Source organism: Melittangium boletus DSM 14713 (assembly GCF_002305855.1).
In the GTDB taxonomy this organism is placed as follows: Bacteria; Myxococcota; Myxococcia; order Myxococcales; family Myxococcaceae; genus Cystobacter; species Cystobacter boletus.
In genome coordinates this window covers 3,618,872-3,643,517 of record NZ_CP022163.1, presented here as the reverse complement: position 1 = coordinate 3,643,517, position 24,646 = coordinate 3,618,872, and the positions used below count along the sequence as shown (strand labels likewise).

At 67.5% G+C, this 24,646-nt stretch carries 29 protein-coding genes and 1 pseudogene; 11 read left to right on the top strand and 19 right to left on the bottom strand.

The features are described 5' to 3' along the window. The first annotated feature begins 82 nt into the window (after positions 1–82). Positions 83–1,561, top strand: coding sequence for a multicopper oxidase family protein (locus tag MEBOL_RS15305; RefSeq protein WP_245919788.1), 1,479 nt, complete (start codon positions 83–85; stop codon positions 1,559–1,561). Between the two features lie 39 nt (positions 1,562–1,600). Further along, positions 1,601–2,062 carry an anthrone oxygenase family protein gene (locus MEBOL_RS15300; RefSeq protein ID WP_157774990.1) on the top strand — a complete coding sequence of 154 codons (462 nt, stop codon included), beginning with the start codon at positions 1,601–1,603 and terminating at the stop codon, positions 2,060–2,062. On the opposite strand, the gene MEBOL_RS15295 is transcribed toward MEBOL_RS15300, so the two are convergent. Then, positions 2,059–2,532: a hypothetical protein gene (locus MEBOL_RS15295; protein ID WP_095978122.1), complete on the bottom strand. Its 474-nt coding sequence runs from the start codon at positions 2,530–2,532 to the stop codon at positions 2,059–2,061. The two genes, MEBOL_RS15300 and MEBOL_RS15295, sit on opposite strands and share 4 nt — an antisense overlap. A 20-nt stretch (positions 2,533–2,552) precedes the next feature. Then, positions 2,553–3,293 carry a hypothetical protein gene (locus MEBOL_RS15290; protein ID WP_095978121.1) on the bottom strand — a complete coding sequence of 247 codons (741 nt, stop codon included), beginning with the start codon at positions 3,291–3,293 and terminating at the stop codon, positions 2,553–2,555. A 525-nt stretch (positions 3,294–3,818) separates the two neighbouring features. Here MEBOL_RS15290 and MEBOL_RS15285 point away from each other — a divergent pair. Continuing rightward, positions 3,819–5,171, top strand: coding sequence for a Fic family protein (locus MEBOL_RS15285; RefSeq protein ID WP_245919786.1), 1,353 nt, complete (start codon positions 3,819–3,821; stop codon positions 5,169–5,171). Positions 5,172–5,174: 3 nt separating this feature from the next. Here MEBOL_RS15285 and MEBOL_RS15280 read toward each other — a convergent pair whose 3' ends face one another. The 4 genes and pseudogenes from MEBOL_RS15280 to MEBOL_RS15265 all read right to left on the bottom strand — a co-directional run bounded on the left by MEBOL_RS15280 (position 5,175) and on the right by MEBOL_RS15265 (position 7,865). Continuing rightward, the gene (locus MEBOL_RS15280; RefSeq protein ID WP_095978119.1) at positions 5,175–5,687 is read right to left on the bottom strand and encodes a winged helix-turn-helix transcriptional regulator; all 513 of its coding nucleotides are present in this window, start codon (positions 5,685–5,687) and stop codon (positions 5,175–5,177) included. A gap of 175 nt (positions 5,688–5,862) precedes the next feature. After that, positions 5,863–6,045, bottom strand: a pseudogene (locus MEBOL_RS15275) (hypothetical protein); the annotation flags it as partial. Positions 6,046–6,175: 130 nt separating this feature from the next. Next, positions 6,176–6,469: a hypothetical protein gene (locus tag MEBOL_RS15270; RefSeq protein WP_095978118.1), complete on the bottom strand. Its 294-nt coding sequence runs from the start codon at positions 6,467–6,469 to the stop codon at positions 6,176–6,178. A gap of 100 nt (positions 6,470–6,569) precedes the next feature. Beyond that, positions 6,570–7,865 carry an AmpG family muropeptide MFS transporter gene (locus tag MEBOL_RS15265; protein ID WP_095978117.1) on the bottom strand — a complete coding sequence of 432 codons (1,296 nt, stop codon included), beginning with the start codon at positions 7,863–7,865 and terminating at the stop codon, positions 6,570–6,572. A gap of 145 nt (positions 7,866–8,010) precedes the next feature. On the opposite strand from MEBOL_RS15265, the gene MEBOL_RS15260 reads away from it, so the two are divergent. Further along, complete coding sequence (locus MEBOL_RS15260; protein WP_170115515.1) at positions 8,011–8,631, top strand: glutathione S-transferase family protein; 621 nt, start codon at positions 8,011–8,013, stop codon at positions 8,629–8,631. 10 nt (positions 8,632–8,641) lie between these two features. Here the strand turns inward: MEBOL_RS15260 and MEBOL_RS15255 are convergent, their stop codons facing one another. Further along, positions 8,642–9,232 (bottom strand): hypothetical protein, encoded by a 591-nt coding sequence (locus MEBOL_RS15255; RefSeq protein ID WP_095978115.1) that lies wholly within the window; start codon positions 9,230–9,232, stop codon positions 8,642–8,644. Positions 9,233–9,403: 171 nt separating this feature from the next. Here MEBOL_RS15255 and MEBOL_RS15250 point away from each other — a divergent pair, with 171 nt between their 5' ends. The 5 genes from MEBOL_RS15250 (at position 9,404) to MEBOL_RS15235 (ending at position 12,882) form a co-directional block, all read left to right on the top strand. After that, positions 9,404–10,690, top strand: a complete 1,287-nt coding sequence (locus MEBOL_RS15250) for a LamB/YcsF family protein (RefSeq protein WP_095978114.1) — start codon at positions 9,404–9,406, stop codon at positions 10,688–10,690. Between the two features lie 2 nt (positions 10,691–10,692). After that, a complete protein-coding gene (locus MEBOL_RS15245) occupies positions 10,693–11,550 on the top strand; it encodes a 5-oxoprolinase subunit C family protein (RefSeq protein WP_095978113.1) in 858 nt (285 codons plus the stop codon). A gap of 20 nt (positions 11,551–11,570) precedes the next feature. Further along, complete coding sequence (locus tag MEBOL_RS41135; protein ID WP_157774986.1) at positions 11,571–11,825, top strand: hypothetical protein; 255 nt, start codon at positions 11,571–11,573, stop codon at positions 11,823–11,825. A gap of 125 nt (positions 11,826–11,950) precedes the next feature. Beyond that, complete coding sequence (locus tag MEBOL_RS15240; protein WP_095978112.1) at positions 11,951–12,658, top strand: YcnI family copper-binding membrane protein; 708 nt, start codon at positions 11,951–11,953, stop codon at positions 12,656–12,658. A 20-nt stretch (positions 12,659–12,678) separates the two neighbouring features. Next, entirely contained in the window at positions 12,679–12,882 is a 204-nt protein-coding gene (locus MEBOL_RS15235; protein WP_095978111.1) for a hypothetical protein, read from the top strand. 55 nt (positions 12,883–12,937) lie between these two features. Here the strand turns inward: MEBOL_RS15235 and MEBOL_RS15230 are convergent, their stop codons facing one another. After that, a complete protein-coding gene (locus tag MEBOL_RS15230; RefSeq protein WP_095978110.1) occupies positions 12,938–13,348 on the bottom strand; it encodes a hypothetical protein in 411 nt (136 codons plus the stop codon). A 117-nt stretch (positions 13,349–13,465) separates the two neighbouring features. Between MEBOL_RS15230 and MEBOL_RS15225 the strand changes: the two genes are divergently transcribed. Then, positions 13,466–14,041, top strand: coding sequence for a GNAT family N-acetyltransferase (locus MEBOL_RS15225; protein WP_095978109.1), 576 nt, complete (start codon positions 13,466–13,468; stop codon positions 14,039–14,041). A 6-nt stretch (positions 14,042–14,047) separates the two neighbouring features. Here MEBOL_RS15225 and MEBOL_RS15220 read toward each other — a convergent pair whose 3' ends face one another. The 5 genes from MEBOL_RS15220 to MEBOL_RS15205 form a co-directional block, all read right to left on the bottom strand. Beyond that, on the bottom strand, positions 14,048–14,581 hold the full coding sequence (locus tag MEBOL_RS15220) for a hypothetical protein (RefSeq protein WP_095978108.1): 534 nt from the start codon (positions 14,579–14,581) through the stop codon (positions 14,048–14,050). A 31-nt stretch (positions 14,582–14,612) separates the two neighbouring features. Further along, positions 14,613–15,215 carry a hypothetical protein gene (locus MEBOL_RS15215; RefSeq protein WP_157774984.1) on the bottom strand — a complete coding sequence of 201 codons (603 nt, stop codon included), beginning with the start codon at positions 15,213–15,215 and terminating at the stop codon, positions 14,613–14,615. A 259-nt stretch (positions 15,216–15,474) separates the two neighbouring features. After that, a complete protein-coding gene (locus MEBOL_RS42300; protein ID WP_218920906.1) occupies positions 15,475–15,660 on the bottom strand; it encodes a hypothetical protein in 186 nt (61 codons plus the stop codon). A gap of 92 nt (positions 15,661–15,752) precedes the next feature. Continuing rightward, positions 15,753–15,950, bottom strand: coding sequence for a hypothetical protein (locus MEBOL_RS15210; RefSeq protein WP_095978106.1), 198 nt, complete (start codon positions 15,948–15,950; stop codon positions 15,753–15,755). Positions 15,951–15,969: 19 nt separating this feature from the next. After that, complete coding sequence (locus MEBOL_RS15205) at positions 15,970–16,371, bottom strand: plasmid stabilization protein (RefSeq protein ID WP_095978105.1); 402 nt, start codon at positions 16,369–16,371, stop codon at positions 15,970–15,972. Positions 16,372–16,440: 69 nt separating this feature from the next. On the opposite strand from MEBOL_RS15205, the gene MEBOL_RS15200 reads away from it, so the two are divergent. Next, on the top strand, positions 16,441–17,262 hold the full coding sequence (locus MEBOL_RS15200) for an alpha/beta fold hydrolase (RefSeq protein WP_095978104.1): 822 nt from the start codon (positions 16,441–16,443) through the stop codon (positions 17,260–17,262). A gap of 10 nt (positions 17,263–17,272) precedes the next feature. On the opposite strand, the gene MEBOL_RS15195 is transcribed toward MEBOL_RS15200, so the two are convergent. The 6 genes from MEBOL_RS15195 to tkt form a co-directional block, all read right to left on the bottom strand. Further along, positions 17,273–18,874 carry a hybrid sensor histidine kinase/response regulator gene (locus MEBOL_RS15195; RefSeq protein WP_095978103.1) on the bottom strand — a complete coding sequence of 534 codons (1,602 nt, stop codon included), beginning with the start codon at positions 18,872–18,874 and terminating at the stop codon, positions 17,273–17,275. 327 nt (positions 18,875–19,201) lie between these two features. Continuing rightward, complete coding sequence (locus MEBOL_RS15190; protein WP_095978102.1) at positions 19,202–20,005, bottom strand: hypothetical protein; 804 nt, start codon at positions 20,003–20,005, stop codon at positions 19,202–19,204. Next, positions 20,002–20,523, bottom strand: coding sequence for a hypothetical protein (locus tag MEBOL_RS15185; RefSeq protein WP_095978101.1), 522 nt, complete (start codon positions 20,521–20,523; stop codon positions 20,002–20,004). The genes MEBOL_RS15190 and MEBOL_RS15185 overlap by 4 nt, the downstream gene beginning before the upstream one ends. Before the next feature lie 11 nt (positions 20,524–20,534). Further along, positions 20,535–21,395 (bottom strand): hypothetical protein, encoded by an 861-nt coding sequence (locus MEBOL_RS15180; protein ID WP_095978100.1) that lies wholly within the window; start codon positions 21,393–21,395, stop codon positions 20,535–20,537. Next, the gene (locus MEBOL_RS15175; protein WP_095978099.1) at positions 21,392–22,516 is read right to left on the bottom strand and encodes an AAA family ATPase; all 1,125 of its coding nucleotides are present in this window, start codon (positions 22,514–22,516) and stop codon (positions 21,392–21,394) included. Before MEBOL_RS15175 ends, MEBOL_RS15180 begins: the two co-directional genes overlap by 4 nt. A gap of 64 nt (positions 22,517–22,580) precedes the next feature. After that, complete coding sequence (tkt, locus tag MEBOL_RS15170; protein WP_095982802.1) at positions 22,581–24,635, bottom strand: transketolase; 2,055 nt, start codon at positions 24,633–24,635, stop codon at positions 22,581–22,583. Between the last annotated feature and the right edge of the window lie 11 nt (positions 24,636–24,646).

Here is a 24,646-nt window from a genome sequence, read left to right as displayed (position 1 = left end):
GACATCCAGCAGGTGAGAGGCGATGGACATGGACACTCCCCATTCAGAACCCCGGCATTCACACCCCGATGCGCCGGAGCCGATGCACGGCCCTCACGGGGTGCGCCGCTGCGAACAAGACGTGTTCGTGGCGCTGATGGTCGAATACGCCCTCAACCAGATCCGCCGGCTCCACCCGGACGGAACGACGGCCGGGTGGGACACGGTCAAGCTGCGCTCCTACAACGGCAGGCTGCTGGGTCCCACCATCGAGGCCCGTCCCGGGGACACGCTGAACATCATGCTGCACAACATGCTTCCCCCCGACCCGAATCCGGCGCCTCCCCCGGGCATGCCGAATCGCCCGCATGGCTTCAACCTCACCAACCTCCACTTCCATGGGATGCATGTCTCGCCCAGCGGGAACGCGGACAACATGATGGTCGAGGTAGGGCCCGGGCAGATGTTCGAGTACGAGGTGAAGATTCCCATCGATCACCCCGCGGGGACCTACTGGTACCACGCCCACAAGCATGGCTCGATCACGCTCCAGCTCGGCAGCGGCCTGTCCGGCGCGCTCATCGTCCGGGGCGACATCGACCGGGTGGAGGGGATCAGGGAAGCCCGGGAGGAAATCCTCGTCCTCCATCAAATCCCCTATGACCTGAAGGACGATCCCACCCAACCCGGGCAGAAGGCCAACATGGTGGAGGACTATACCCAGTTCAATCCGGGGAACTGGGTGCGGCTGCAGCGGCACTTCACGATCAATGGCGAGGTCGTGCCGACCTTCGAGCTGCGGCCGGGTGAAGTGCAGCGCTGGCGGTTCATCCACGCGGGGGTCAACGAGGGGGTTCGGCTCCGGCTGGTCCGGCGTCAGGGCAGCACCGAGGTTCCCCTCCCCCACTTCCAGATCGCGCACGATGGCATCACCTCGGGCCGGCTCGAGCAGGTGGACGAGACCGAGTTGCACCCGGCGTACCGCGAGGACGTGATGGTGCGCGCGAGCGACGCGGCGGGCAGGCCCCTGTCTCCAGGGACTTATTGGCTCGTGGACGAGCTGGCGGCCACCCCCGCCACCCATGTCCTGGCCCGTGTGGAGGTCAAGGGTCCCCCAGTCCACATGCGGCTGCCCCGGGAGAGTGACCTGGCCCGGCTGGCCCCGTTCAAGCCCATCGAGGACCATGAAATCACCGGCCAACAGCAGTCCGTCTTCTCCGTGCTCAATACGCAGCCGCCCCAGTTCTTGATCAACGGCAAGGCGTTCGATCCCAACGCTCCCCCCAGACAGCTCCCGCTGGGCGCGGTGGAGGAGTGGACCGTCAGCTCGCTGAACCTCGACCACCCCTTCCACATCCACGTGAATCCATTCCAACTCACCGTCGACGGGAAGCTCGTCTGGCGGGACACGCTCATGGTGCGTCAGGGAGAGACCGTGAAGCTACGAACCCGCTACGAGCGCTACATTGGGATGTTCATGGCCCATTGCCACATCCTGGCGCACGAGGACCTGGGCATGGCGGAGATGATGGAGATCGTCATGCCCGGCGCGGATTCCGGTCACGGTGGGCATCACCACTGAGCGGACCCGATGCGTCGCTTTCATGAATGGAAGTGGTCTATGTATAGCAAGATCCTGACCCTGATGGTGCTCGCCAGCAACGCCATCTTCGTGGGGGGATTGGTGATGGTGGCGGCCGCCGTCGTCCCCGCCTTCCGCACGGTTCCCGCCCAGGTGTACATCTGGATGCATCAGGTGTTGGACCGCTACATCGAGCGGTACATGCCATTCACGGCGGGCTTCACGATCCTGACCGGACTGGGCCTCGCCTTCCTGCAACCCGGAACGTGGCCGCGTGTTCTCGTGTTGGCCGGGGTGTTGTTCACCGCGACGGTCTCGGCCATCTCACAGTTCGGCAACGTGCCGCTCAACAAACGCGTGCATGCCTGGAACCCCGAGGCGCCTCCCCCCCCAGGGGAAATCGCACGCCTGCTGGCGAGCTGGCGGCGCCTTCACCTGGTGCGAACGGGCTCCTCGATCCTGGCGCTCCTGTCGTTCGTGGGGGCCACGCTCGTCCGCTAGGTCCGCTCCCGGCGCCGCCAGGCGAGGAGGAGCGGCCAGGCGCCGGTCAGCACCACGGGCAACCAGCTCGGCACGCCCACCCACGAGGCCGCCGCTTTCTCTGGCTCACGCACCGGAAGTTCCGTGGGGGGGTACTCCTCGTGGATGAGCCAGAAGCCCCTCAGGTTCCAGATGGAGCGCGGCTGGGGGCGCCTCGGGGCGTGGAAGAGCGCGGCTCCCAGGTCCAGGGGGACCAGCTTCCTGTCCGGAGGGAGCCTGAATTGATCCGCGCCCATCAGGAAGGCGCCATTGCCGGGCCAGCGGAAGCGCACGTGGGCCTCGATCGCGGCGGGTTCCTCGTGCCGGTCCACGTCGATACCCACGGAGGTGTAGAACCCGTAGCTCGTGGGCCACATCACCAGGAAGCCCAGGCAGGGCACCCAGGCGAGGCCACGAAGGAATCTGTGCTCGCGCTCTTGCCCACGGACCATCACCGGACTGTAGCGCTGATTCAGGGTTGGACGGCTTGTGGCGGATGGCCCCGGTCCTTCGACACGGGCAGGTAGCACTTGCCCTCGTGCTCGGCCCGGTCCTCGGCGCAGGGAGGGCGCTGCGCGAGCTCCACCCAGCACCCGCCGTTGATCTCCACCTCGAGCTGTTTCTGGATCTTGCAGGGCGCTTTCGCCTGATTGCGGAAGGGCTGCTTGGGAATGGGGTAGGCGATGGGCGTCCCGGAGTTGATCAAGGACGGAGCATCCAGGGAGAAGTTCCCCGTCGGGCAGGGGCGATCGAGAGAGGAGGGCGCTCTCGCGGTGATGTGGAACCAGAGTCCGAGGCCCAGGGCGAGCGCGGCGGCGCCCGCGAGGGCTCGGGAGGCCCAGGCCTTCCGGGAGGCCTTCACGGGTCCGGAGGCGAAATGGGCGTGGAGACGGGGCGAGTCCTCCACGCGCCGGAACGAGGCGTTCATCAGCACGAGCAGGTCCATCATCTGGGTGGGAGGCGCGAAGGGAGGCGCCTTGCCGAGCCGCAGGGACACATCGGGGGAGTCGTGCTCGCAGGAGATGATGAGTTCCCAGGGCCCCCGGTGCAGCCAGTGCATCCTGTCCCCGGGCCGCAGCGTCACGGCCGGCTGACCCGTGGGCACGTGCCATGACTCGTAGAGGTGTCCGAGATCGGGTCCAACTTCGTCGAACTTCCTTCCGAGCCGGAAGGGCCCCGTTCGAGTGAGTGCCTGCTCCTTCTTGTCCGCCACGTGCCGTCCCCTCGTGTGGGCGCGCTGATGCGCCACCGGCACAGAGGACCGGATTCAACCACTCAAGTCAAGAATGGGGATACGTCCTGATAGGTGACAATAGGATCCGTATGCCTACGCGGGGAACTCGCGAAAAGAGGCCTCAGCTCGAAACAAGACCCAGTCCAGGCAACAAGTCCCTGTCTGCTAGGCCCCTGGTTCCAAGTACTAGGTACTAGGGAGCTACTAACTGGGACCAAATTAGTAGCTAGGGAGGAGGAACTACTAGGGAGCTACTAACTGGGACCAAATTAGTAGCTAGGGAGGGGGAACTACTAGGGAGCTACTAACTGGGACCAAATTAGTAGCTAGGGAGGGGGAACTACTAGGGAGCTACTAACTGGGACCAAATTAGTAGCTAGGGAGGGGGAACTACTAGGGAGCTACTAACTGGGACCAAATTAGTAGCAATCTTCTTGTCCGGAGGGGGGCCTCCAATTACCATCTAGCTACTATCTGCTACTAAATTAGTAGTTCGGAGTTTTCGTGCAGATTCCTCCTACGCCCCCTGACTTTCGTACTGCCCTGAATGCCCTTCTCAAAAAAGGGCCGGAACACTTCGGGCATTTCATGTCTCGTGGAATCAAACCAGAAATCGATGGAAGTTATCTTCATTGGGACCAGCTTCGGCGGCACCCCCCTCCAGACGGACTGACGCATGAAGAGTGGTGGGCCGGTGTCAGCTTCGCGCGGAGTGTCCTCAAAATCGAGTTGCCACTGATTGACAACACAGGGCGCAAATTCCACTTCGCGCGAACCGACGGACTTCTTCTCGCACTGCACCAAATTGATCGCGATATGGGTGGACGTCTTGAGGTCGCCGACCCGCAGCTGGCCAATAAGGACGTTCGAGACCGTTACATCATTCGTTCCCTTATGGAGGAAGCGATTACCTCCAGCCAGTTGGAGGGTGCTTCGACGACCCGCCGGGTCGCGAAAGACATGCTTCTGCAAGGGCGGCCGCCACGAACAAAAGATGAACGGATGATTTTCAACAACTTCCGGGCGATGGAACTGCTTCGCGGAAAGGTGCGAGAGCCCCTATCCGCTGCTTTCCTCCTAGAATTACATGAGGTCATCACCGAGGGCACTTTGGAAGAGCCCGGCGATGCGGGAAGGCTAAGGCGCCCGGACGAACCCATCACGGTGCTGGATATCAGCAATGGGCAAGTCCTCCACTCCCCACCCGACGCGAATGAACTTCCTGCTCGAATTGACGCGCTCTGCGCATTTGCCAATGAAAATGCTGGGCATGCCTTCATCCACCCGGTCGTTCGCGCCATTGTGCTCCACTTCATGCTCGCCTACGACCATCCGTTTGTCGACGGCAACGGTCGCACGGCGCGTGCGCTCTTTTATTGGAGCATGATCAGACAAGGATATTGGATCGCGGAGTTTCTCTCGATCTCCCGCATCATCCAGCGCGCACCTGCTCAGTATGGCCGTGCCTTCCTATATACAGAGACAGATGGAAGCGACGTCACCTACTTCCTCTTGCACCAGTTGGAGGTCATCCGAAGGGCAACACAAGACCTCTTCGAATATCTCGACCGCAAGAGCAAGGAGTTGCAAGAGGTAGAACCGCTCCTGCGCTCTGGTGAGAACATCAATCACCGTCAACGGGCGCTCCTGGCGCATGCACTTCGCCATCCGGGCGCGCAGTATGCCATCGAGCCCTATCGACGCGAGCATGGCGTCGTCTACCAGACCGCGCGCCAGGATCTGCTCGACTTGGAGAAGGCAGGCTACCTGCGGAAGAGGCAAGTGGGGCGGGCTTTCTATTTCCAAGCTGTCCCGGACCTCGCACGATTGCTGATGGGGAACGGACGCCAGGATTGAGCCTCACCGCGGAGTCTTCGCCGATTGCCGGGCGAGGACGTCCTCATAGGCGGCCTGCAAACGCTCGGCGACGGACGGGCCCTTGCGCTTCGCCGGTGTCCCGAGGTGCGCCTCGCGCAGCTCGGCCATGAACTGCTCCCACAGGGCCGAGCCGCCCTCCTCCAGGAGTCGCGCGCGGATGCTCAGCTCCTCGCTTACGGGCAGGTACCTGCGTCCCCAGGCGCCCAGATGCGCGAAAATGGGCACGAGCGCGATGGACTTCTCCGTCAGGCTGTAGACCGCCTTCTGTTTGTGGCTGGGATCATCGGCCTTGGTGACCATGTCCTCGTCCAGCAGCATCTTCAGGCGATCCGCCAGGATGTTAGACGAGATGCCTTCCTCCGACTGCGTCAGCAGCTCGCGGAAGTGCCGTCGGCCGCCGAACACCATGTCGCGCAGGATGATCAGACTCCAACGGTCTCCGAATACCTCCAGCGAGAGATTGATCGGGCATCCCGACCGGTGTGCTGTGCTCATCCGTCCGCTCCCTGAAAACCGGTTGCATTCTCGCATCAGTGTTCATGCCCTACAACCGGTTGCGTTTCGCAATCAGTGATGCGCGGGATGCGCGGGCGATGCAACGTCGTCCATGGAAACGACGCGATTCACACGGAGCTCAGCCGTCGGCGTGTGCTCCTGGGCGCCACGGTCATCACTCAGGGTGGTGCTCGGCTTCGCGGAAGAGATGGGTGAGGGAGAAGTCGAGCAGGGACTGGCGGGAGCGCATGTCGCGATGGGCGCGCACCATGGGCAGCCAGACGCGGTCACCGACACGCACCTGGGCTGCGCCGAGATGACGCACGAGAACTTCGCCGAGGTAGGCGCCAATGGCGGGCGAGGAGGGCGTCGAGGGGCAGCCACTCCTGTGGGAGCCGCCTCCTCGCGGGCATGTCGCTGGGAAGCCCCATCCCAGGAGTACACGAGGGAGGGCGCACGGCCGTCAATCGGCCCGTGACGGTGCGGCGCTATCCGAGCGGTTCAGTGGGGTACGCGGACCAGTAGTTGGATGGCAGGGGGTTGGTCCCCTTGTCGCTGCGGATGCCGTCACCATCGGGTAGCTCGCCCACGCCTCCGTAGGCTTCCTCGTCCTCGGCGTCCTTGTCCCTCGCCTGGCTGCCGTGCTCACTGGGGGGCAGTTGTTGCTCGCCCTGGGCCTCCCGCGAGGGGCCGGTGGATTCCTCGTCGTGTCGAGGGCTCGTGGGCCGGCCAAACATATCTTCCGCGGGCTGGGTGGGATCCTTCCGTTCCGTGGTTGCCATGGTGCGCACCTCCGAACCTGGAAGTTCGGCATGCGGCCGCCCAGCGGCAACCCGGCGCGCCCCCCCGACCGGAGTTCATACGGCCGGGAAAGCGGGCGCCCTAGCGGGCCGTGGCCGATAGGGGGCCGGGTGGCGCCGACGGCGGAGGCTCTTCCATGGGCGGCGCCTCCTTGGGCATGGCGAGGCCCTCGGGCAGGAAGGCGAGCAGCACCAGTCCGGGCAGGGCGAGCACCACGGTGAGGCCGAAGAAGCCCGCCCATCCCACCCACTCGGCCAGATAGCCCGAGGTGGCCGTGAGCACGCGTCCGCCGAAGTTGGCCAGCGCCGAGAGCAGGGCGAATTGCGTGGCGCTGAAGCGCTTGTTGCACAGCGACATGGTGAAGGCGCCGAAGGCCGTGGTGGCCATGCCGCCGCAGATGTTGTCCGAGCAGATGGCGAGCGCGAGCATCGCGTGGTTCTTGCCCACCAGCGCGAGCGCGAGGAAGGTGAGGTTGGTGACGGCTTGCAGCGCGCCGAAGATGAAGAGGCTGCGGCGCAGGCCCAGCTTCGCGAGCAGCGCGCCGCCCACGAGCGCGCCCACGATGGTGGCCACCATGCCCACGCCCTTGGTGATGGCGCCCACCTCCAGGTTGGAGAAGCCCAGCTTGAGGAAGAAGGGCGTGGTCATGCCGCCCGCGATGGCGTCGCCGAGCTTGTAGAGCACCAGGAAGAGCAGCGCGAGCACCGCGCCGTCCCGGCGGAAGTAGTCGACGAAGGGGACGATGGCGGCATCCGTCAGGGTGCGCGGTGGGCGCTGGCCCTGGGGCTCGGGGGCGAGCAGCGTGGCCACCACGCCCACGAGCATCAGCGCCGCCATGCTCCAGTACGTGCGCGGCCAGCCGATGAACTGCGACAGGCTGAGCGCGAGCGCGCCCGCGGCGATCATCCCGAAGCGGTAGCCCATGACGAACGTGGCCACGCCGAAGCCTCGCTCGGCCTCGGAGAGGGTGTCGGTGCGCCACGCGTCGGACACCACGTCCTGGCTGGAGGACAGGAAGGACACGAGCAGGGCGATGCTCGCCATGAGCAGTGGCGTCTCCCGGGGGTTCACCAGGCCCATGGCGGCGATGGCGGCCATCAGTCCCACCTGGGTGAGCAGCATCCACCCGCGGCGCCGGCCCAGGAAGGGCAGCGAGTAGCGGTCCATGATGGGAGCCCAAAGGAACTTCAGGCTGTAGGGGAAGGCCACCAGCGTGAAGACGCCAATCGTCTTGAGATTGACGCCCTCGTTCGTCATCCACGCGGACAGGGTTCCGCCCACGAGCAGCAGCGGAAGGCCGGAGGCGAAGCCGAGCGCGACGAGCAGCCACGCACGGGGGCTGGTCAGGACTTGGAGGACGGAGTTCTTGGGCGGCATGGATGGAGCCCCACCATACCGGGCTCGGGGCCGAATCCATCCTGCCTGCTCGCCGTGGGGAGGTGTCCGTTGCCTGGTCAGCAGGCGGACGACACTTCGAGGTAGGTTGCGCCTGCTTCTCCCTACCCCCCTACTGGAGCCGTCCATGAAGCTTCATGCCAACCCGATGTCCACCGCCGCCTTCAAGGTCTTCGCCGTCGTGAACGAGCTGGGTCTGTCCGTCTCGACCGCCGCCGTCGACATGCTCAAGGGCGAGCACAAGTCGCCCGCCTTCCTGGCGATGAACCCCAATGGCAAGGTGCCCGTCCTGGAGGTCGACGACGGCTTCTGTGTCTGGGAGTCCAACGCCATCCTCTGTTACCTGGCGGCGCTCAAGCCCGAGAGCGGCCTGCTGCCCACCGATGCCCGGGCTCAGGCCCAGGTCCAGCAGTGGTTGCAGTGGCAGGCCACCACCTTCGGTCCGTCCACCGGCGAAATGCTGATGGAGACGGTCTACCTGCGCTTCATGGGCGGCCGCGCGAAGGACGAGGCGAAGTACCAGGCCGGGCTGGAGAAGTCCCGCCGGGACCTGGGCGTGCTGGAGAAGGCGCTCGCGGGCCGGGAGTTCCTGTGCGGCCCGTTGACGCTCGCGGACTTCTCGCTCGTCTCCTGCCTGTTCCTGCGCGGGCCCATGGGCCTGTCGCTGGAAGACTTCCCCCAGGTGAAGGCCTGGGTCGCCCGGCTCGAGGCGCGCGAGGGCGTGCGCAAGGCGCTGCCCCCGCTGTAACCGCCAGGGCCTAGCGGCGCCGGTCCTCGCGGCGCTCGCGCTGGTCCTCGCGGATCTCCTGCTTGGTCTCGTGGACTTCCCGCCGGCCGAGGTCGATGAGCTGCGTGATGAGGGTGCGCGTGCGGTGCAGCTCGCGCGGGCCGCGCTGGCCCACGAGTCCGGACAGCTCGCGGGCGATGGTGGCCCGGGCCGACTGTGAGGCGCGCTCGTTCTGGTAGTCGCGCATGTCGTCCCGGCGATCCTTGCGGTCATCCCAGGTCCCGTCGCGGCGCACCTCGCGGTTGTCCCGGCGGATCTCCGCCCGATCCTTCTGCAGCTCCTGGTGGCCCTCGGCCAGCTCCGCGTTCACCAGGCGGCGCAGCCGGTCCTCCACATCGCGCATGGCGCGCTCGTCCCGGCGGGCCTGGGCCGCGTCGAAGCGCGCCAGCACGTCCTCCAGCTCCCGCACGTCGCGCCGGTCATCCTTGAGCTCGCGCTTGTCCTGACGCGCCTCCTGGCGGTTCTGCGCGCGCTCGCCCCGATTGTTGTTCCAGCCCTGGGCCTGGGCGGCGCCCGCGCAGAAGAAGAGGGAGGCGAGGACGGCGGAAGAGATGCGCTTCATGGGATGTCTGCTCCTGAATGGGAGGCCAATCGGCTGGCCACGTCGATTCGGACGTTGGCACGCGAAGATTATTCAGGGCCAGGGGCCGCGGCCCCGGGGGGTGTTCGCCAGTGCGTGCTCGGATGCCGGGCGGGCGCGGCGCCAAAGGGGGCTCGGTTAGGTTCGCGGGCCATGGTGGACTGTCCGCTCAACATCGACCTGGGTGAGCTGCCGGACGAGGACCCGCGGCTCTACGCCCATGCGCAGGTGGCGAACATCGCCTGTGGAGGGCATGCCGGAGACGAGGCCAGCATGCGCCGGGCGCTCGAGGCCTGCGCACGCCATGGGACGCGCGCCGGGGCCCACCCCTCCTTCGAGGATCGGGAACACTTTGGCCGCGTGGAGCTGCGCGTGGCGCCGGAGGTGCTGCGCGCCCAGGTGGCCGCCCAGTGCACGCGGCTGGCCGAGCTGGCCCGAGAGGTGGGAGTGCCCGTGCGCTCGGCCAAACCCCATGGCGCGCTCTACCACGCGGCCAACCGCGAGCCCGCGCTCGCCCGGGCCGTGGTGGACGGTGTCGTCGAGGCATTGGGCGCCGGTGTGCTCTTCGTGGGGCCGGGGACGGGCGCGCTGCGCGAGGCGGCGCGCGAGGCCGGACTGGCCTACGCCCGCGAGGGCTTCGCGGATCGGGGCACCCGGGAGGATGGCTCGCTCATTCCTCGCGGCGAGCCGGGCGCGGTGGTGACGGACGTGGTGGTGGCACGCGAGAATGCGTTGCGGCTCGCGCTCTCCGGCACGGTGGACACGCTGTGCGTGCATGGGGATTCGCCGGGCGCGGTGGACCTGGCGCGCGAGGTGCGGAGCGTGTTGGACGTGCTGGCGCTGCGGCTGGAGCCCCTGGGCGAGGGGGCCTTGCGGCTGGTGCTGCCCGAGCGGCTGTCTCGCGGAGGGGTGCTGGACGCGCTCCGGGCCCTTCCCGGGGTGGGGGACGTGGTGGTGGGCGAGGCGCACGCTTGTGTGTACTTCGAGCCCTCCGCGCCTCCGGAGGACCCCCGGCGGGTGCTGGCCCGGCTCGTGGGGCACGAAGAGGGCGCGGAGGCGCCCCGGCTCGTCACGGTGCGCGTGCGCTATGACGGAGCGGATCTCCCGTCCGTGGCCGAGCGGGTGGGGCTGTCGGTGGACGACGTGGCGCTGTTGCACGCCTCGTGCGAGTACTCCGTGCGCGGAGTGGGGTTCCTGCCCGGCTTCGCCTACCTGGGCGACGTGGACGCGCGCATCGCCGTGCCCCGGCTGTCCACGCCGAGGCCGAGCGTGCCCTCGCTCGCGGTGGGCCTGGCCGGGCGCCGCACCGGCGTCTACCCCTTCGCCTCGCCGGGGGGGTGGAACCTCATCGCCACCGCCGTGGACTTCTCGCCCTTCGACGCGGTGCGCGGGGCGCTCCTGCGGCCCGGGGATCGGGTGCTCTTCGAGCGGGTGGATTGACCATGAGCGCACAGCTGGAGGTGGTGGACGTCCGGGGACTCGTGCTGGTGCAGGACGCGGGGCGCCCGGGTCACATGCACGAGGGCGTTCCTCCTGGAGGCGCGCTGGTGCCGGAGTGGCTGGCCGCGGCCCAGCGCGCGGTGGGCAATGGCGCGGAGGCGGCGGGGCTGGAGTGTTACGGCCGCATGGAGCTGCGGGTGCTCGGACGGGGCGCCTGGGTGTCCGTGGGAGGCGAGGCCTTCCGGGTGGAGGACGGTGAGCGCTTCCAGGTGCCCGCTCCCGAGCGCGGCGTGGTGCGCTATGTGGCGGTGGACGGTGGGCTCGACGTGCCCCGGGCGCTCGGGGGCCGGGGGACGCTGCTGGTGGCGCGGCTCGGGGGCTGGGAAGGACGGGTCCTCGCGCGCGGGGATGTGTTGCCACTCGGGGGTGAAGGCGGTGGTGCGCGATGCCCACCCACGGAGGTGGTTTCCTGGACGGACGAGGTGCGCGTGGTGCTGGGTCCGGAACCGGGGCGCTTTGGCGCGGGCGCGGCGGAGGCCCTTCTCTCCAGCGTCTTCACCGTGTCCCCCATCAGCAACCGCGTGGGCATGCGGCTGCGCGGCCCTCGGTTGCCGGTGACGGATTCAGGCGAGGCCCTGTCCGGACCCATGGTGCGCGGAGCCCTCCAGGTCCCGGTGTCCGGCGAGCCCATCGTGCTCGGGCCGGATCACCCCACGCTCGGGGGCTATCCCGTCCTCGCGGTGGTCATCCGCGCGGATTGGGGCCGTCTGGCCGCCCGGCGGCCGGGAGACTCCGTGCGCTTTCGCGCGGTGGGGGTGGAGGAGGCGCGCGCTCTCTGGCGGCGGCCCGGGCTGGTATAGGGGGCCAGGGAGACAACACAGTGAAGAAGATCATGAAGCGTGGGGCGCTCGGGCTGGTGGGGCTCGTGGCGGTGTTGGTGGGCGTGGGCCTGGTGTTGCCGAGGCAGTGGCACGTGGAGCGCTCGGTGCTCATCGACGCCGCGCCCGAGCACATCCATCCCCTCGTGGAGGACTTTGGGGACGATCAACGACTCGCTCGGGGCGCACTTCCAGCACGCGCTGGGCAACCTGGAGGCCGCCGCTCGGAAGCGCCAGGAGGAGTCCGTGGCGCGTGAGGCCTCGCCGCCCGTGCCGTGACGTGAGCAGAACATCCGGAGTGGGTGCGACAACATGTCTCATTCCGAGGGACGGCCCCGCTCCGTAGAAGGCACCCCACGTTTTTCCGCCTGGAGGTGCACGGATGAAGGTTCAAGCCAGTTCGTTGTCCGCGGTCGCGGTCTTCCTGTTGAGCCACGTGGCCGAGGCGCATATCGGCCTGTCCACGGGGACGCCCGCGATCGCGGCCACCACGCAGGAGCTCTCCTTCGCCGTGGGCCACGGGTGCGAGGGGCTCGACACCTTCCGCATCGAGGTGCGCATTCCCGAGGGCGTGGGCGGCGTGCGGCCGATCTCCTCGGCGTTCGGCAAGGCCGTGGTGTCCAAGGACGCGAATGGCCGGGTGACGGCGGTGACGTGGACGAAGGCCGACGCCGACGTGCTCGCGGAGGACAGCCAGTTCTACAAGTTCACCCTGCGCGCCGCGCTGCCCAACGTTCCCTTCACCACGCTCTACTTCCCCACCGTGCAGAGCTGCCGCAAGGCCGACGGCACCGTGGTGACGCAGGAGTGGGTGGGGACCGGCTCGGACCACGGGGGCCATCTGGCCGAGGACACGGCGCTTCCCGCCCCCGCGCTCTTCGTGCTCCCCGCGCGCACGCCCGGATGGAACAAGTACACGGTGACGCAGCACGTGCATGACCTGAGCGTCTTCCATGACGCGCAGATCGTCTGGTCGGGCAACGCCGCCTACAGCCCCAGCGCCCCCATCTCCGACCTCATCGCGAAGGAGCCCAACACCCAGGTGCTCCGGGAGATCCACCCCGACACCGACATCTGGGTCCGCTACTGACGGCGAGGAGGGTGTTCGCGATGCGTTCCTGGATCATCCTGTCGGCGGTGTCCTTGTTGTGTGCCTGCCCCGCGGAGCCTCCTTCGTCCCCGGACGACCCGGGCACGGCTCCGGCCGCGTCCGGCCTGCCCGCGGAGCTGCGGCCTCCGGGCACTCCGGGGGCGGCCTCGGAGCGGCCTCCCGAGGGCCCGGGTCTGCCGGACTCCCTCAAGCCTCCGCGCTGAAGAACGACGGGGCCCCCGGGAGTGCTCCCGAGGGCCCCTCGTCATGCCGGGCGGCCTACTTCTGGGGCACGCTCGTGCCGTTGTTCATCATCCCATCGTTGATGGGCGCGTCATTGGAGTCCGGGACGACCGGTGCGTCGAGGTTGTCCTGGCCGAGCCCATCCGGTTCGAGGCCATCACTGTCCGGCAGCGTGCCGGAGCCGCCCGTGCCCGGCTCATCGAGGGGCGGCGCCCGGTGCACGTCGGGCTCGCGCTCACGCGTGCCCGTGTCGCCCTCGATGGGGGTGGTGTCGGACGGGGGCATGGACTGAGGCGTGTCGAAGCCGGTGCCACCCGTGCCCGTGTCCGGCGCCGGCGGCGTGGACTGCTGGGTGCCGCTCCGGGACGCCGTGTCCGTCTTGCAGCCCGCGCCGAAAGCCACCGCACCCGTCAGCAGACCCGCCAGCAACAGTTTGGTCTTCGTCATGTGTGTTCCCTCCCTGTGGTGTGAGCGGGATAGTGGGGTGCCTCTCCCCATCGTGCAGCGAGGGCCCGCTCGTCTGGCCGCTGGGCAAGGGGGAGGCATGGAGTAGGGTGCTGGCCCATGACGGCGAGTACGCCCCTGCGTCTGATTCCCGCCCGGCCCGAGCACGTGGACGCGTGGTGGGCGATGCGCGAGGAGCCCGCCTCCCGGCGTCTGATGCCGTTGGAGCCGGCCTCGCGCGAGTCGCTGCTCAAGCGTCTGGCGGAGTCGAGCTCGAACCTGGGCGATCCCAAGGCCACGAGCTTCCGCTGGATGGTGGAGTGGGAGGATCGCCTCATCGGGACGGTGTCCGCGCGGGAGCTGTCGCGGTTCCACGGCCGGGTGGAGGTGGGCTACATGCTCCACAGCGCGTATCACGGACGGGGATTGGGGACGCGGGCGGTGGCGGCCGTGGTGGCGCGGCTCTTCGACTGGCCCTTCCTGCACCGCGTCTGGCTCACCACGGCGGTGGACAACCACGCGTCACAGGGCGTGGCGCGCAAGCTCGGCTTCTCGTTGGAGGGCGTGATGCGCGGGCACTACCTCATCGAGGGGCGGCGCAAGGATCAACAGGTATGGGGTCTGGTGCGGCCCGAATGGGAGGCGCGGCGCGAGCAACTGGCCCCCCTGCTCGAGGGCACGCTCGGCCCGGAGTGAGGGACCCTATCCGGCGTCCGGCGTGGTTCCGCCGTCGAAGGTGGGCGACGCGCCGAGTTCCCCCTTGAACCAGTGGCCGCTGTCATCAGGCCCCGTCAGCGAATCCGGGTATTCGGGCTGTCCGTCGAACAGACGCCGGAGAATCCGGCCGTCCCTGCTGATGGCGTATCTCACACCGGAGTCGAGCGCTGGGTATTCATGGCCACAATGAGCCAGGTTCTCGTGGATGGAGATGAAGAAGATGTCTCCTTGGCGGATGAGCCGGTATGTCTGCGCTTCCTTCCTGTACTGGCAGGGCAGCCCTTCCTCTCCTGACGGCCGGAAGTCCTCCGCGGCGATGGAGAGTGCGCGAAGCGCTTCTCCACTCAACTCATAGGGACTGTTGCTCGCTCCGACATCGATGGCGTCTTGGTCGAAGAATGGAGGAAATGCAATGGACGGGTCATCCCCGACGGGAACCTGGACGGTGGATGCGTGCCGGAACAAGGCACAGCTCGCGAGCAAGATGACGGGCGTGAAGGAGAGGATTCGGATGCGCATGTCTTGCCCGTGGGGGATGCGGTGGGTGAGGTCACCGTTCTTTGATGATGTCGAACTTCGTGTCACTGGTCCATTCGACTCGTCCGAGCCGGACTCCATCCCAATCACCGTTGGAGTGGACCCACTTCAGCAGTTCGCGGGTCGCGGGAATGTATTGGTAGAAGCCGCCGCAGCGGGAGTTCGCTTCATTCGCGGGGTTCGCGAAGAACGCGATGACGGAGAGGGGAATCTTCCTGTTGCCCACATCGGCGAGCAGTGCATGGGCATGGGTCATGGCCGCCGCGAAGCGGATGTCTCCGGAGGAGATGCTCGTGGCGAAGGGGTGATTGTGAAGAATGAAGATGTATTTGATGCTGCTCGGGGGATAGCGGCTGTCATTCACGTCTGGCGGCAACAGACAGCGTGTTTCTCCCCGGAAGGAGCTGCCCGGTACGGGTGTATCGGTCAGCATGCTCAGTTCGTATTTGCGATCGGGCGTGTAATAGAGCCAGGCACAGTACTCCGTGGATACTCTCAGGGCGAGCTGCCGGTCGCTGCCTGGGAGGTGGCCGACGGATGCATTGGGTTTCGAGAGGATCAGCGGACAGGCTGCCTCGAGGGCGTCCGAGAAGTCATCGAATGGGCCGAAGTCCACCACCGGTCCAGGGATGCTGTCAGGCTGCGTTCCTGGAGCGGGTCGCCAGAGCTGTGGATCCTGATGCTGAGCGGGCACACACGCCAAGCAAAGCAGGGACACCAGCCAAGGGCGTGACTTCAAAAAGTTCATTGCCCGTTATTTTACCATGATCACGGAGCCGAACACAGTATTATTTTTAGTGCAGGAAAGATGTCGCCGCGAACGTGCTGGCTGGCGGGCCGAACCCCAACAGGCTCGGCCCGTTTGGGCTGTACCGCTACCGGCCTTCGCCTGGGACGTTGGAGGGCCGGATGGCGCCCGTCTTTTCGTTGCCCGGGCCCTGGATGTTCCCTCGGCGGGAATGTTCATCCAGCGCGGCTTGATGCTGGGGATGTTCGGAATTGAGGGTCTTTGACCGATCATCATTCGATTGATTCGGATTCGGACTCTGTTGTTTCGCCATGGCGTCAGACTCCTTTCCTCCTCAAGATAGGACCTCGGTACGGGAACGACAGCCACACGGAGCGAGCGTCCGCTCGGCACCTGTCCCGTGGCTCAGCCGTGGCTCTTGCGCGAGCGCCCCTTCGTCGCGGTCTTCTTCTTGGCCGTCTTCTTCCGGGCCGTCTTGCCCCAGCCCCGCTCCATGTTCTTGTAGGCCTTCTTGCCCACCGTGGATTTGCTCTTGGGACGAGAGGTCCCCGCCTTCTTGCGGCGGTTGATGTTGGCCACGAGGCTGTTCTTGGGCTTCGTCATGTGCCGCTCTCCTTCTCGCTCACGAGCGCTTGCGCGAACTCGTCCGTTTCGTCGTGGTGCGCTTCGTCGTGGCGCGCTTCGCCGCCGGGCGTTTGGCGGCGGCCCGCTTGGCGGCCTGGCTGCGCTTGACGGACTTGCTCTTGCGCGTGGCCGCGGCCTTCTTCGCCGCCTGGGAGCGCTGCGCCGAGGTGCGCTTGCCCATGCTGATCCTCCCGCCGCGCCGCGAGGACTTGTGTGACTCCGGCTTGCCATGCCCCGAGCCTCCGGGCTTCTCGCCTCCTCCGGACTCGGCGTTTACCGTGGCCCAGGCTCGTGCCGCGGCGATCTTGGGCGGCGTCCCGTGCTCGATGTAGCCCTCCTCGATGTGCTCGGCCTTCCTCTTCTGTTTGTCGGTGTACTTGCTCTTGTCGCCACGGGGCATGGTGTCTCCTCCTTATAAGAGCAATGTGCGGTGGCTCGGCCGGGATGCAACTGGGATAGCCTTCCGTCCATGTTCGAGACGCTGTCGTGGGTGCACGAGGGCTGTCGATTGTCCTACGGCGTCGAGGGCGCGGGGCCTCCGGTGCTGTTCATCCAGGGCGTGGCGGTCCAGGGCGAGGCCTGGCGCCCGCAGGTGGATGGACTCGCGGCCCACCACCGCTGCCTCTGGTTCGACAACCGGGGCCTGGGGAGCAGCCAGCCACTCACGGGCGCGTTGAGTGTCGCGCGCATGGCCGAGGACGCGCGGGCGTTGATGGATGCCCAGGGCTGGGAGTCCGCGCACGTCGTGGGCCACTCGCTCGGCGGTCTCATCGCCCAGCACCTCGCGCTGACGGCGCGCCCGCGCGTGCGCAGCCTGTCCCTGCTGTGCACCTTCGCCCGGGGCCAGGATGTGACCCGGCCCTCGCTCGGGATGATGTGGCTGGGGCTGCGCTCGCGTGTCGGCACGCGCGCCCAGCGCCGCCGCGCCTTCCTGCGCATCGTGATGCCCCCCGAGGTCCTCGCCAGCGCCGATGAGGACGCCCTCGCCGAGCGCCTCGGACGGGTGTTCGGCCATGATCTGGCGGACTCGCCCCCGGTGACGATGAAGCAGATGTCCGCGATGGGGGCCTATGACGCCCGGGCCCGGCTGGGGGAACTCGCTGGCCTGCCCACCCTGGTGGTGAGCGCCACCGCGGACCCCATCGCGCCGCCGCGTCTGGGCCGGGCGCTCGCCGAGGGCATTCCCGGAGCGCGCTTCGTGGAGATTCCCCGCGCGTCCCACGGCGTCACCCTGCAGCTCGCCGCCGAGGTGAACGCCCTCTTGCGCGAGCACTTCGCCCGCGTCCCCTGAGCCCCGCGCGTCACGGGCGGACGGCTCCGAAGCGGCCCGACAGGGACGCGAGCACCGCGAGCAGCTCCACGGGCTCCACGGGTTTGGGCACGTGGCTGTGGAAGCCCGCGAGCAGCACGCGGGTGCGATCCTCCACGCGCGCGTAGGCGGTGAGCGCGATGGTCGGGGTGCGGCCTCCTTCCGAGGGGGACAGCGCGCGCAACCGGGCGATGAGCGAGTAGCCGTCCTCGCCGGGCATGCCGATGTCCGAGACGAGCACGTCGGGCCGCTCCTCCTTCAAGCGCGCGAGGCACTCGTCCACGGTCGCCGCGGTGCTCACCTGGACGTTGCAACCCTCCAGGAGGGTGCGCAGGAGTTCCCGCGTGTCCTGCTCGTCATCCACGATGAGCACGCGCAGGCCGGTGAGCTCCGGGGGGCATTGAATCCCCCCGTGGGCGTTGCGGAGCGAGGGCGGCACGTCCACCTCGCGGCGCAGCGCCACGGACAGGGGCAGGCGCACCGTCATGGTGGTGCCCTTGCCCACGCCCGCGCTGAACGCATTCACCGTGCCGCCATGCATCTCCACCAGTTGCTTGACGATGGACAGGCCCAGGCCGAGCCCTCCCGCCCTCCGGGTGAGGGTGCCCTCGGCCTGGCGGAAGCGCTCGAAGATGTGGGGCAGGAAGTCCGGGGAGATGCCCGGCCCGGTGTCCGCCACGGTGATTTCCACCGAGGAGTCACGCCGCTCGATGAAGACCTGCACGCGCCCGCCCTTGGGGGTGAACTTCACCGCGTTGGACAGGAGGTTCCACACCACCTGCTGCAGCCGGTGCGCATCCCCCATGACGCTGCTCGTGGAGTCCAGGGCCGTCTGCAGCCGCAGCCCCTTGGCATCCGCGGCGGGCCGCACCGACTCGAGCGCCTGCTCCACCACGGCGCTCACCTCCACGGGCTCCACGGCCAGCTTGAGCTTGCCGGACATGATGCGGCTCACGTCGAGCAGGTCCTCGATGAGCTGGCCTTGCGCGCGGGCGTTGCGCTCGATGGTCTCCAGGGCCCGCTCGCGCTTCTCCGGGGGGATGTTGCCGTTGCGCAGCACCTGGACCCAGCCGAGCATGGCCGTGAGGGGCGTGCGCAGCTCGTGACTCACCGTGACGAGGAATTCATCCTTGAGCCGGTTTGCCTCCTCGGCCTCCTGGCGTGAGGCCTTCTCGCTCGCGAGCAGCCGTTCTCTCTCCCGCTCGTCGCGCATCCGCCGCGCTTGCGAGGCGCCAGCACTCAGTGCCTGGGAGATGCCCGTGGTGATGAAGCGCGTGAGCACGCGCAGGTCCGCCGGGGAGGGCGAGACACTGGATTCCCGCAGGAGTTCCGACACCACCTCGCCCAGGGCGTCATATGCCTCCACCAGGGAGTCGAGGCCGACTTCCTCCTGGAGCCAAGGGGGAGCGAGCGGCCGGTGTTCGTCTGGCGTGTGCCGCTCGCTCATGGCGAGCACCAGGGCGGTGAGCAGTTCCGGGAGTGGAATGGGAGGGGTGAGGTCCCCGGGAGGCGCGGTCCGTCCGCGCAGGGCCTCGTTCCAACGGCGCAGCACTTCCTCGCGTTGGGTGTCGAGCAGGGTCGCCAGGGAACTCATGCGAGTCCTCCTGGGACGGGCGGAGGGCGGGACTCCTGAGGACTGTTCGCGGACGGCGTGGCTTGCAACACGAAATGTCGGTCTCCTCATGACCAACATCCACATCGTCTCCGTCCATGGCACCTGGGGCCGAAGGCGTCTGATTTCGAGCGGAAGGGGGATTGTGGATGGGCGGGAGGGTGACGGGTCGGAGGCTCCGGAGGTCCCCTGTGCTGGAGGGCGCGCGGCGTCAACGGGGTGGAGCGAGGCCCGGAGCGCGGAGGCGGAGTGTCTGCCTTCCCGGTGTCCGCCCGGGCACGTCCTACCGCCAAGGAGACCTCAGACCCTTCAAGTGGAGCCGCGCGAGCGCCGAAGCGAGCGCCTCGCGAGGATGAGGCTGTACACGAGGCCGAGCCGGACCAGGAGGGCCAGGAGGGCCAGGACGGACAGGAGGGCAACATCGATGCCCGACGAGCCGCCGTAGCTGAGGCCGATGAAGAACAGGGGGACCATCAGCATGACAAAGGGGGGAGTGAGCCCGACGATGCCGAGGATGCCGAGCACGATGGGAATGACGTGCAGCGCGAGGTTGCCAGGCCTCGGCTCGACCAGGATCGCGAGGGCAGGGAAGACGACCAGGACAAGAGTCATTAGCGCTCCGGCCATGACGCCCTCGCTGCCGACGAGGTCGCCGAGCTCGTGCGTCAGGACAGTGGCCTCAATCACCGCCCAGCACAGGGCGAGCGCTCCGACACGCATTCGCTGGGCGAGGAGGTTCTTCAAGAAGGACGGAGCCGGCTTCCTCCCTGTGCCCGGGGAAGCCCGGACGGTAGGGGCTTCCGTCAGGAGACGCCGCTCCCAGGGGGACAGCTCCCGCGCATAGGTCTCTCCCAGGGCCACGAGGGCGTGTGCAGCGGTCACGTCCACCCTCCGTCCATCGCTTCCCGCGACGCCTTCGATGAAGGTGTCCTCGAGGAGCGCGTGCAACACCTTCGCGCGCTCGCGCTTGTCCTCCTCGGAGGAGAGAAATCGGGCGCACTCGGCGATGAGCGCGTCGATGTCCTCCGGGCCCGCCCCGGGGGCGCGCGCCTGATCGTGCAACATGTGCAGTGGGTCCGGGGACAGGTGAAGGTCCGGCGTGCGCGTCGTCATGGCGTGTACCCGGAGGCTGCCCTTGATGAGGAATGGCGGCGCGCGAAGAAATGGGACGCCAGGGCGGGCAGCATCGCGAGGCGCACGAGCGCGGCCGCGACCAGAACGAGGAGCATTCTCTCGTCCTGCTCGGGGTGCTCGCTCTCGATGCTGGGGCCGTGGATGAGTCGTCGCGCGAACTGGTAGAGGACCAGCAGGAGGACCGCGGAGAGGGTGGTGAGGCTTGCGGAGGCGAGATACGCGGCGCCGGAGGAGCGCCGATTCCGGGAGAGGATGAGGCGGCCCGGCAGCCCGAGGGTCACGCCGATGACGGCGAGGGAGGCCAACAGCGTCAGGAGCGCGACGGGATCATACTCCCATTGGACGAAACTCTGGAGGCAGGCCCACGCCATGGCGCTCAGCTCGAGCAGTCCCCAGCCGAGGCCGAGATAGGCAACGAAGTGGCGCCACGAGCGGGGCGGATGAGCGTCGATGGGCTCGGAGGGGTGGGTCATGACGGGCACACGAGCATAGGCCATTGGGGTGCCGCTCAGATGTTGCGCAGCAGCCCGCCACCCTTGCGCGTGGTGAGGGGGGCGCACTTCCCAGGACAGGGGGACGGCACGTTCAAGGCGTCGGCGAGGTCATCGACGAGGGCACGTGCGAAGGACGCCCCTGACTCCTCCCGGAGGACCTCGGTCCAGTCGAGCACCTGGAGGGCATCGAAGCCTTCATGCGTCTCACGATAGGCGCGCAGGCGCGTACCGATGGGGTCGCACAGGTATTGGACGTAATGCTTGGGGTGGCGGTGACGCGGCTCTCGCTTCCAGGGGGCCGTGGAGGGCGCGGGAGCGAGATAGGCCGGATCCTCCACCTCGAAGTCCTCCAGGTCTCGTTCGGGAGCGAAGCGATTGGGCGCCAGGTGGGCCTTGGCACGAACGAGCGCGGCGGGCTCACCGAAGAAGTAGGTCTCCACCATGGGGTTGAGCAGGTGGAAGGAGCCATGCTCGCAGAGCCGTTGGTACACGCGTGTTCGAGTGGCTTCCGAGGCGAAGTGCTGCTCGACGTGCGCCTTCACCGCGTGGCGGAAGTACTCCAGGACATGTGCGGGCTGGTCCGCGTTGGAGAGCTCCAGGTCGTCCACCGCGATGACATGGTCCGCTTGCAGGTCGCCACCCCGGCCGGGATACACCGATGCGACCAGCGCCCCCGCGAGCTTCGCAGCGAGAGAGCGTGTGGCCTGTTCCTGGGGGAGCAATGCGCCTACGCGGTTGGAGGTGAAGTCCTGGGTCTTCAACGGACGGAGAAATTCCACATCCGCACCCGTGTGGGCGAAGAGCTTGCGGAGCGACAGGTGCAGCCCAAGTTGCTCCAGTTCGCCCGTGACGATGAGCTGGACCCGGAGCGTCACGGAGGCGAGCGCTTCTGGGCGCCGAAGGACTGATCGCTGTAGAGGTCGCCGAGCGCGAAGTGGGAAAGCCACTCCGGGTCGCTGTGCTCGCTCAGCGCGATGGGCAGGGTGTCGTGCCCGGGCTCCATGATGTAGACGCGGCCAGGCTCCGTATTGAAGGTATTGAGCACCACGGGCGAGTGGGTCGCGAGGAGGATGGTCACATCCCGGGCCTCGGCGCGGGCCCGCGCGAGCTCCAACAAGGTCCGAATGGCGAAGGGGTGCAAGCCGTTCTCGGGCTCGTCGATGGCCACGGCGCCATGGTCCGGCGCGGAGGCGATGGCGCACAGGTGCAGCAGGGCCACGAGCAGTCCATGGGGCGCCGAGTAGGCCGCGACCGGCTCACGCAGTCCCTTGAAGAAGAACTGGACCGTGACGGTCTGTCCCGCCGCGAGGAACTCGAGATCCTCGAAGAGTTCCGGGAAGCACTCGCGCAGACCCTCGCGGACAAACAGCCAGCGCTCCTCGTGTTCGCGGCGTCCCGCCTTCCAGTTGCGCAAGAGGGAGAACGCATTGCCTCCATCCGAGTGGAGGTGCAGATCCGCCGTGGCGGGCGAGCCGATGGTCCGCAGGTTCCAGAACTGGAGGTTTTGATACAGCCGGAAGTTCGACACGAGTTCGTGCAACGGCTTCACGGCCTCGCGCAGTTCGCTCGGGATAAGGCGAATGGCCTGCCCGAAGACCGAGTCACCCGAGACCTCCACTTCCCGCTCCAGGATGGAGGCTTGGTTCTTCGAGGGCGTTTGAGCAGCGACGGTCTTCTTGTCGATCACCAACCGCTCGATGATTTCCAGGGACGGCGATTTGAGCAGGGGGAGCACTTCCCAGAGGCAGTTGCCGCTGAAGAGCCGGAGCAGGATGCGTTCATGCGGCGCGTGCTGGTTCACGATGCTCGCGGTCCCACCAGAGAACTCGATGGCTGCCTGAACGCCGCGCTCGAGGAAGTGCCGGAGGAACTCGATGGCCGACAGCAGTGTGGTCTTCCCCGCGCCATTGGGTCCCGTGATGGCGCAGACGCCCGAGGGGCTCCAGTCCACTTGGCGGAGTGCGCGGTAGTTGTAGACCTCCAACGTGAATCCCATGAAGTTCCTCGAACGCGCCGCGCCGTCCCCAGCCACCCGGGGACGGCGCCGTGGACTTGCGTGACTACTTCTTGGCCGACTTCATCACCTCACGGGCGGCCTCGATGACCTTGTCCGTGGAGAAGCCGAACTTCTGCAACAGCGCCTTGAGGGGCGCGGAGGCGCCGAAGGTGCGCATGCCAATCACCTTGCCGGTGTGGCCCACCCAGCGCTCCCAGCCGAACGCCGCGGCCTGCTCCACCGCCACGCGCGCCGTGACGGCCTTGGGCAGGACCTTCTCCTGGTAGGCCGCGTCCTGCTGCTCGAACAGCTCCCACGAGGGCATGCTCACCACGCGCGCCTTCACGCCCTCGCTCGTGAGCTTCTCGTAGGCCTCCACGCACAGGGTCACCTCGCTGCCCGTGCCGATGAGGATGACCTCCGGCGTGCCCTCGCTGTCCGCGAGGATGTACGCGCCCTTGGCCACGCCCGAGGCCGGGGCGTACTTCGTGCGATCCAACGTGGGCAGCGCCTGGCGCGTGAGCACGAGCACCACCGGCTGGTGCTTGAGCGGGGCGATGACACGCCACGCCTCGGTCACCTCGTTGGCGTCGCCGGGGCGCAGCACGATGAGGCCCGGAATGGCGCGCAGGCTCGCCAGCTGCTCGATGGGCTGGTGCGTGGGCCCGTCCTCGCCCACGCCGATGGAGTCGTGGGTGAAGATGTGGATGCTCGGAATCTCCATGATGGACGACAGGCGGATGGCGGGCCGCTCGTAGTCGCTGAAGATGAGGAACGTGGCGCTGTAGGCGCGCAGGCGGCTGAGCGTCAGGCCATTGGTGATGGAGCCCATGGCGTGCTCGCGCACCCCGTAGTGGATGTTGCGCCCCGCGTACTCGCCCGGCCGCAGCGGGCTGGAGCCTGTCAGGTACGTCTTGGTGGACGGGTTCAGGTCCGCCGAGCCGCCCACGAGCCACGGGTAGTTCTTCGCCAGGGCGTTGAGCACCTTGCCGCTCGAGTCGCGCGTGGCCAGGCCCTTGGCGTCCGCGGGGAACACGGGCAGTTCCTTGTCCCAACCCTCCGGCAGCTCGTACTTCTGCATGCGCTGCAGTTGCTCGGCCAGCTCCGGGTGCTGCTTCTTGTACTCGACGAAGCGCGCCTCCCACTCGCCGCGCAGCTTCTGGCCGCGCGCGCCCACGCCCTCGGCGAAGCGCTCGCGCACGCCCTCTGGCACGAGGAACTGGGCGTCCTCGGGCCAGTTGTAGTTGCGCTTGGCGCCCTTGATTTCCTCGGCGCCCAGGGCCTCGCCGTGGGCCTCCTTGGTGCCTTCCTTCTTGGGCGCGCCGAAGCCGATGCGGCTGGTCACGATGATGAGCGTGGGCAGGCCGCGCTCTTCCTTGAAGGTCCGGAAGGCCTTGGACAGGGCGCTCAGGTCATTGGCGTCGGCGACCTTGAGCACGCGCCAGCCATAGGCCTCGAAGCGGCGGCCCACGTCCTCGGTGAAGGCCAGGTCCGTGCTGCCGTCGATGCTGATGTGGTTGCTGTCGTAGACCCAGCACAGGTTGGGCAGCTTGAGGTGGCCGGCGACGGAGGCGGCCTCGGCGGACACGCCCTCCATCAAGTCGCCATCACCGCACAGGGCCCAGACGTCGTAGTTGAACAGCTCGAAGCCGGGGCGGTTGTAGTTGTCGGCGAGCCAGCGGCTGGCGATGGCCATGCCAACGGAGTTGGCGACGCCCTGGCCCAGGGGGCCGGTGGTGGTCTCCACGCCGCTCGTCCAGCGGTACTCGGGATGGCCGGGCGTGCTGCTGTCGAGCTGGCGGAACTTCTTGATGTCCTCGATCGACACCGCCGCCTGGTCCTCCACGGTGTATTCGGAGGTGATGCGGCGCACGCCCGTGAGGTGCAACAGCGCGTAGAGCAGCATGGACGCGTGCCCGTTGGAGAGCACGAACCGGTCGCGGTTGGGCCAGATGGGGTGGTTGGGGTCGTAGCGCAGCTCCTGCTGCCAGAGCTGGTAGGCCACGGGCGCGAGCGCCATGGGGGCGCCCGGGTGGCCGGAGTGGGCCTGTTCCACCGCGTCCATGGCGAGGGTGCGGATGGTGTTGATGCAAAGCCAGTCGGTCTTGTCGTGGGTCATGTCTCGCGGAT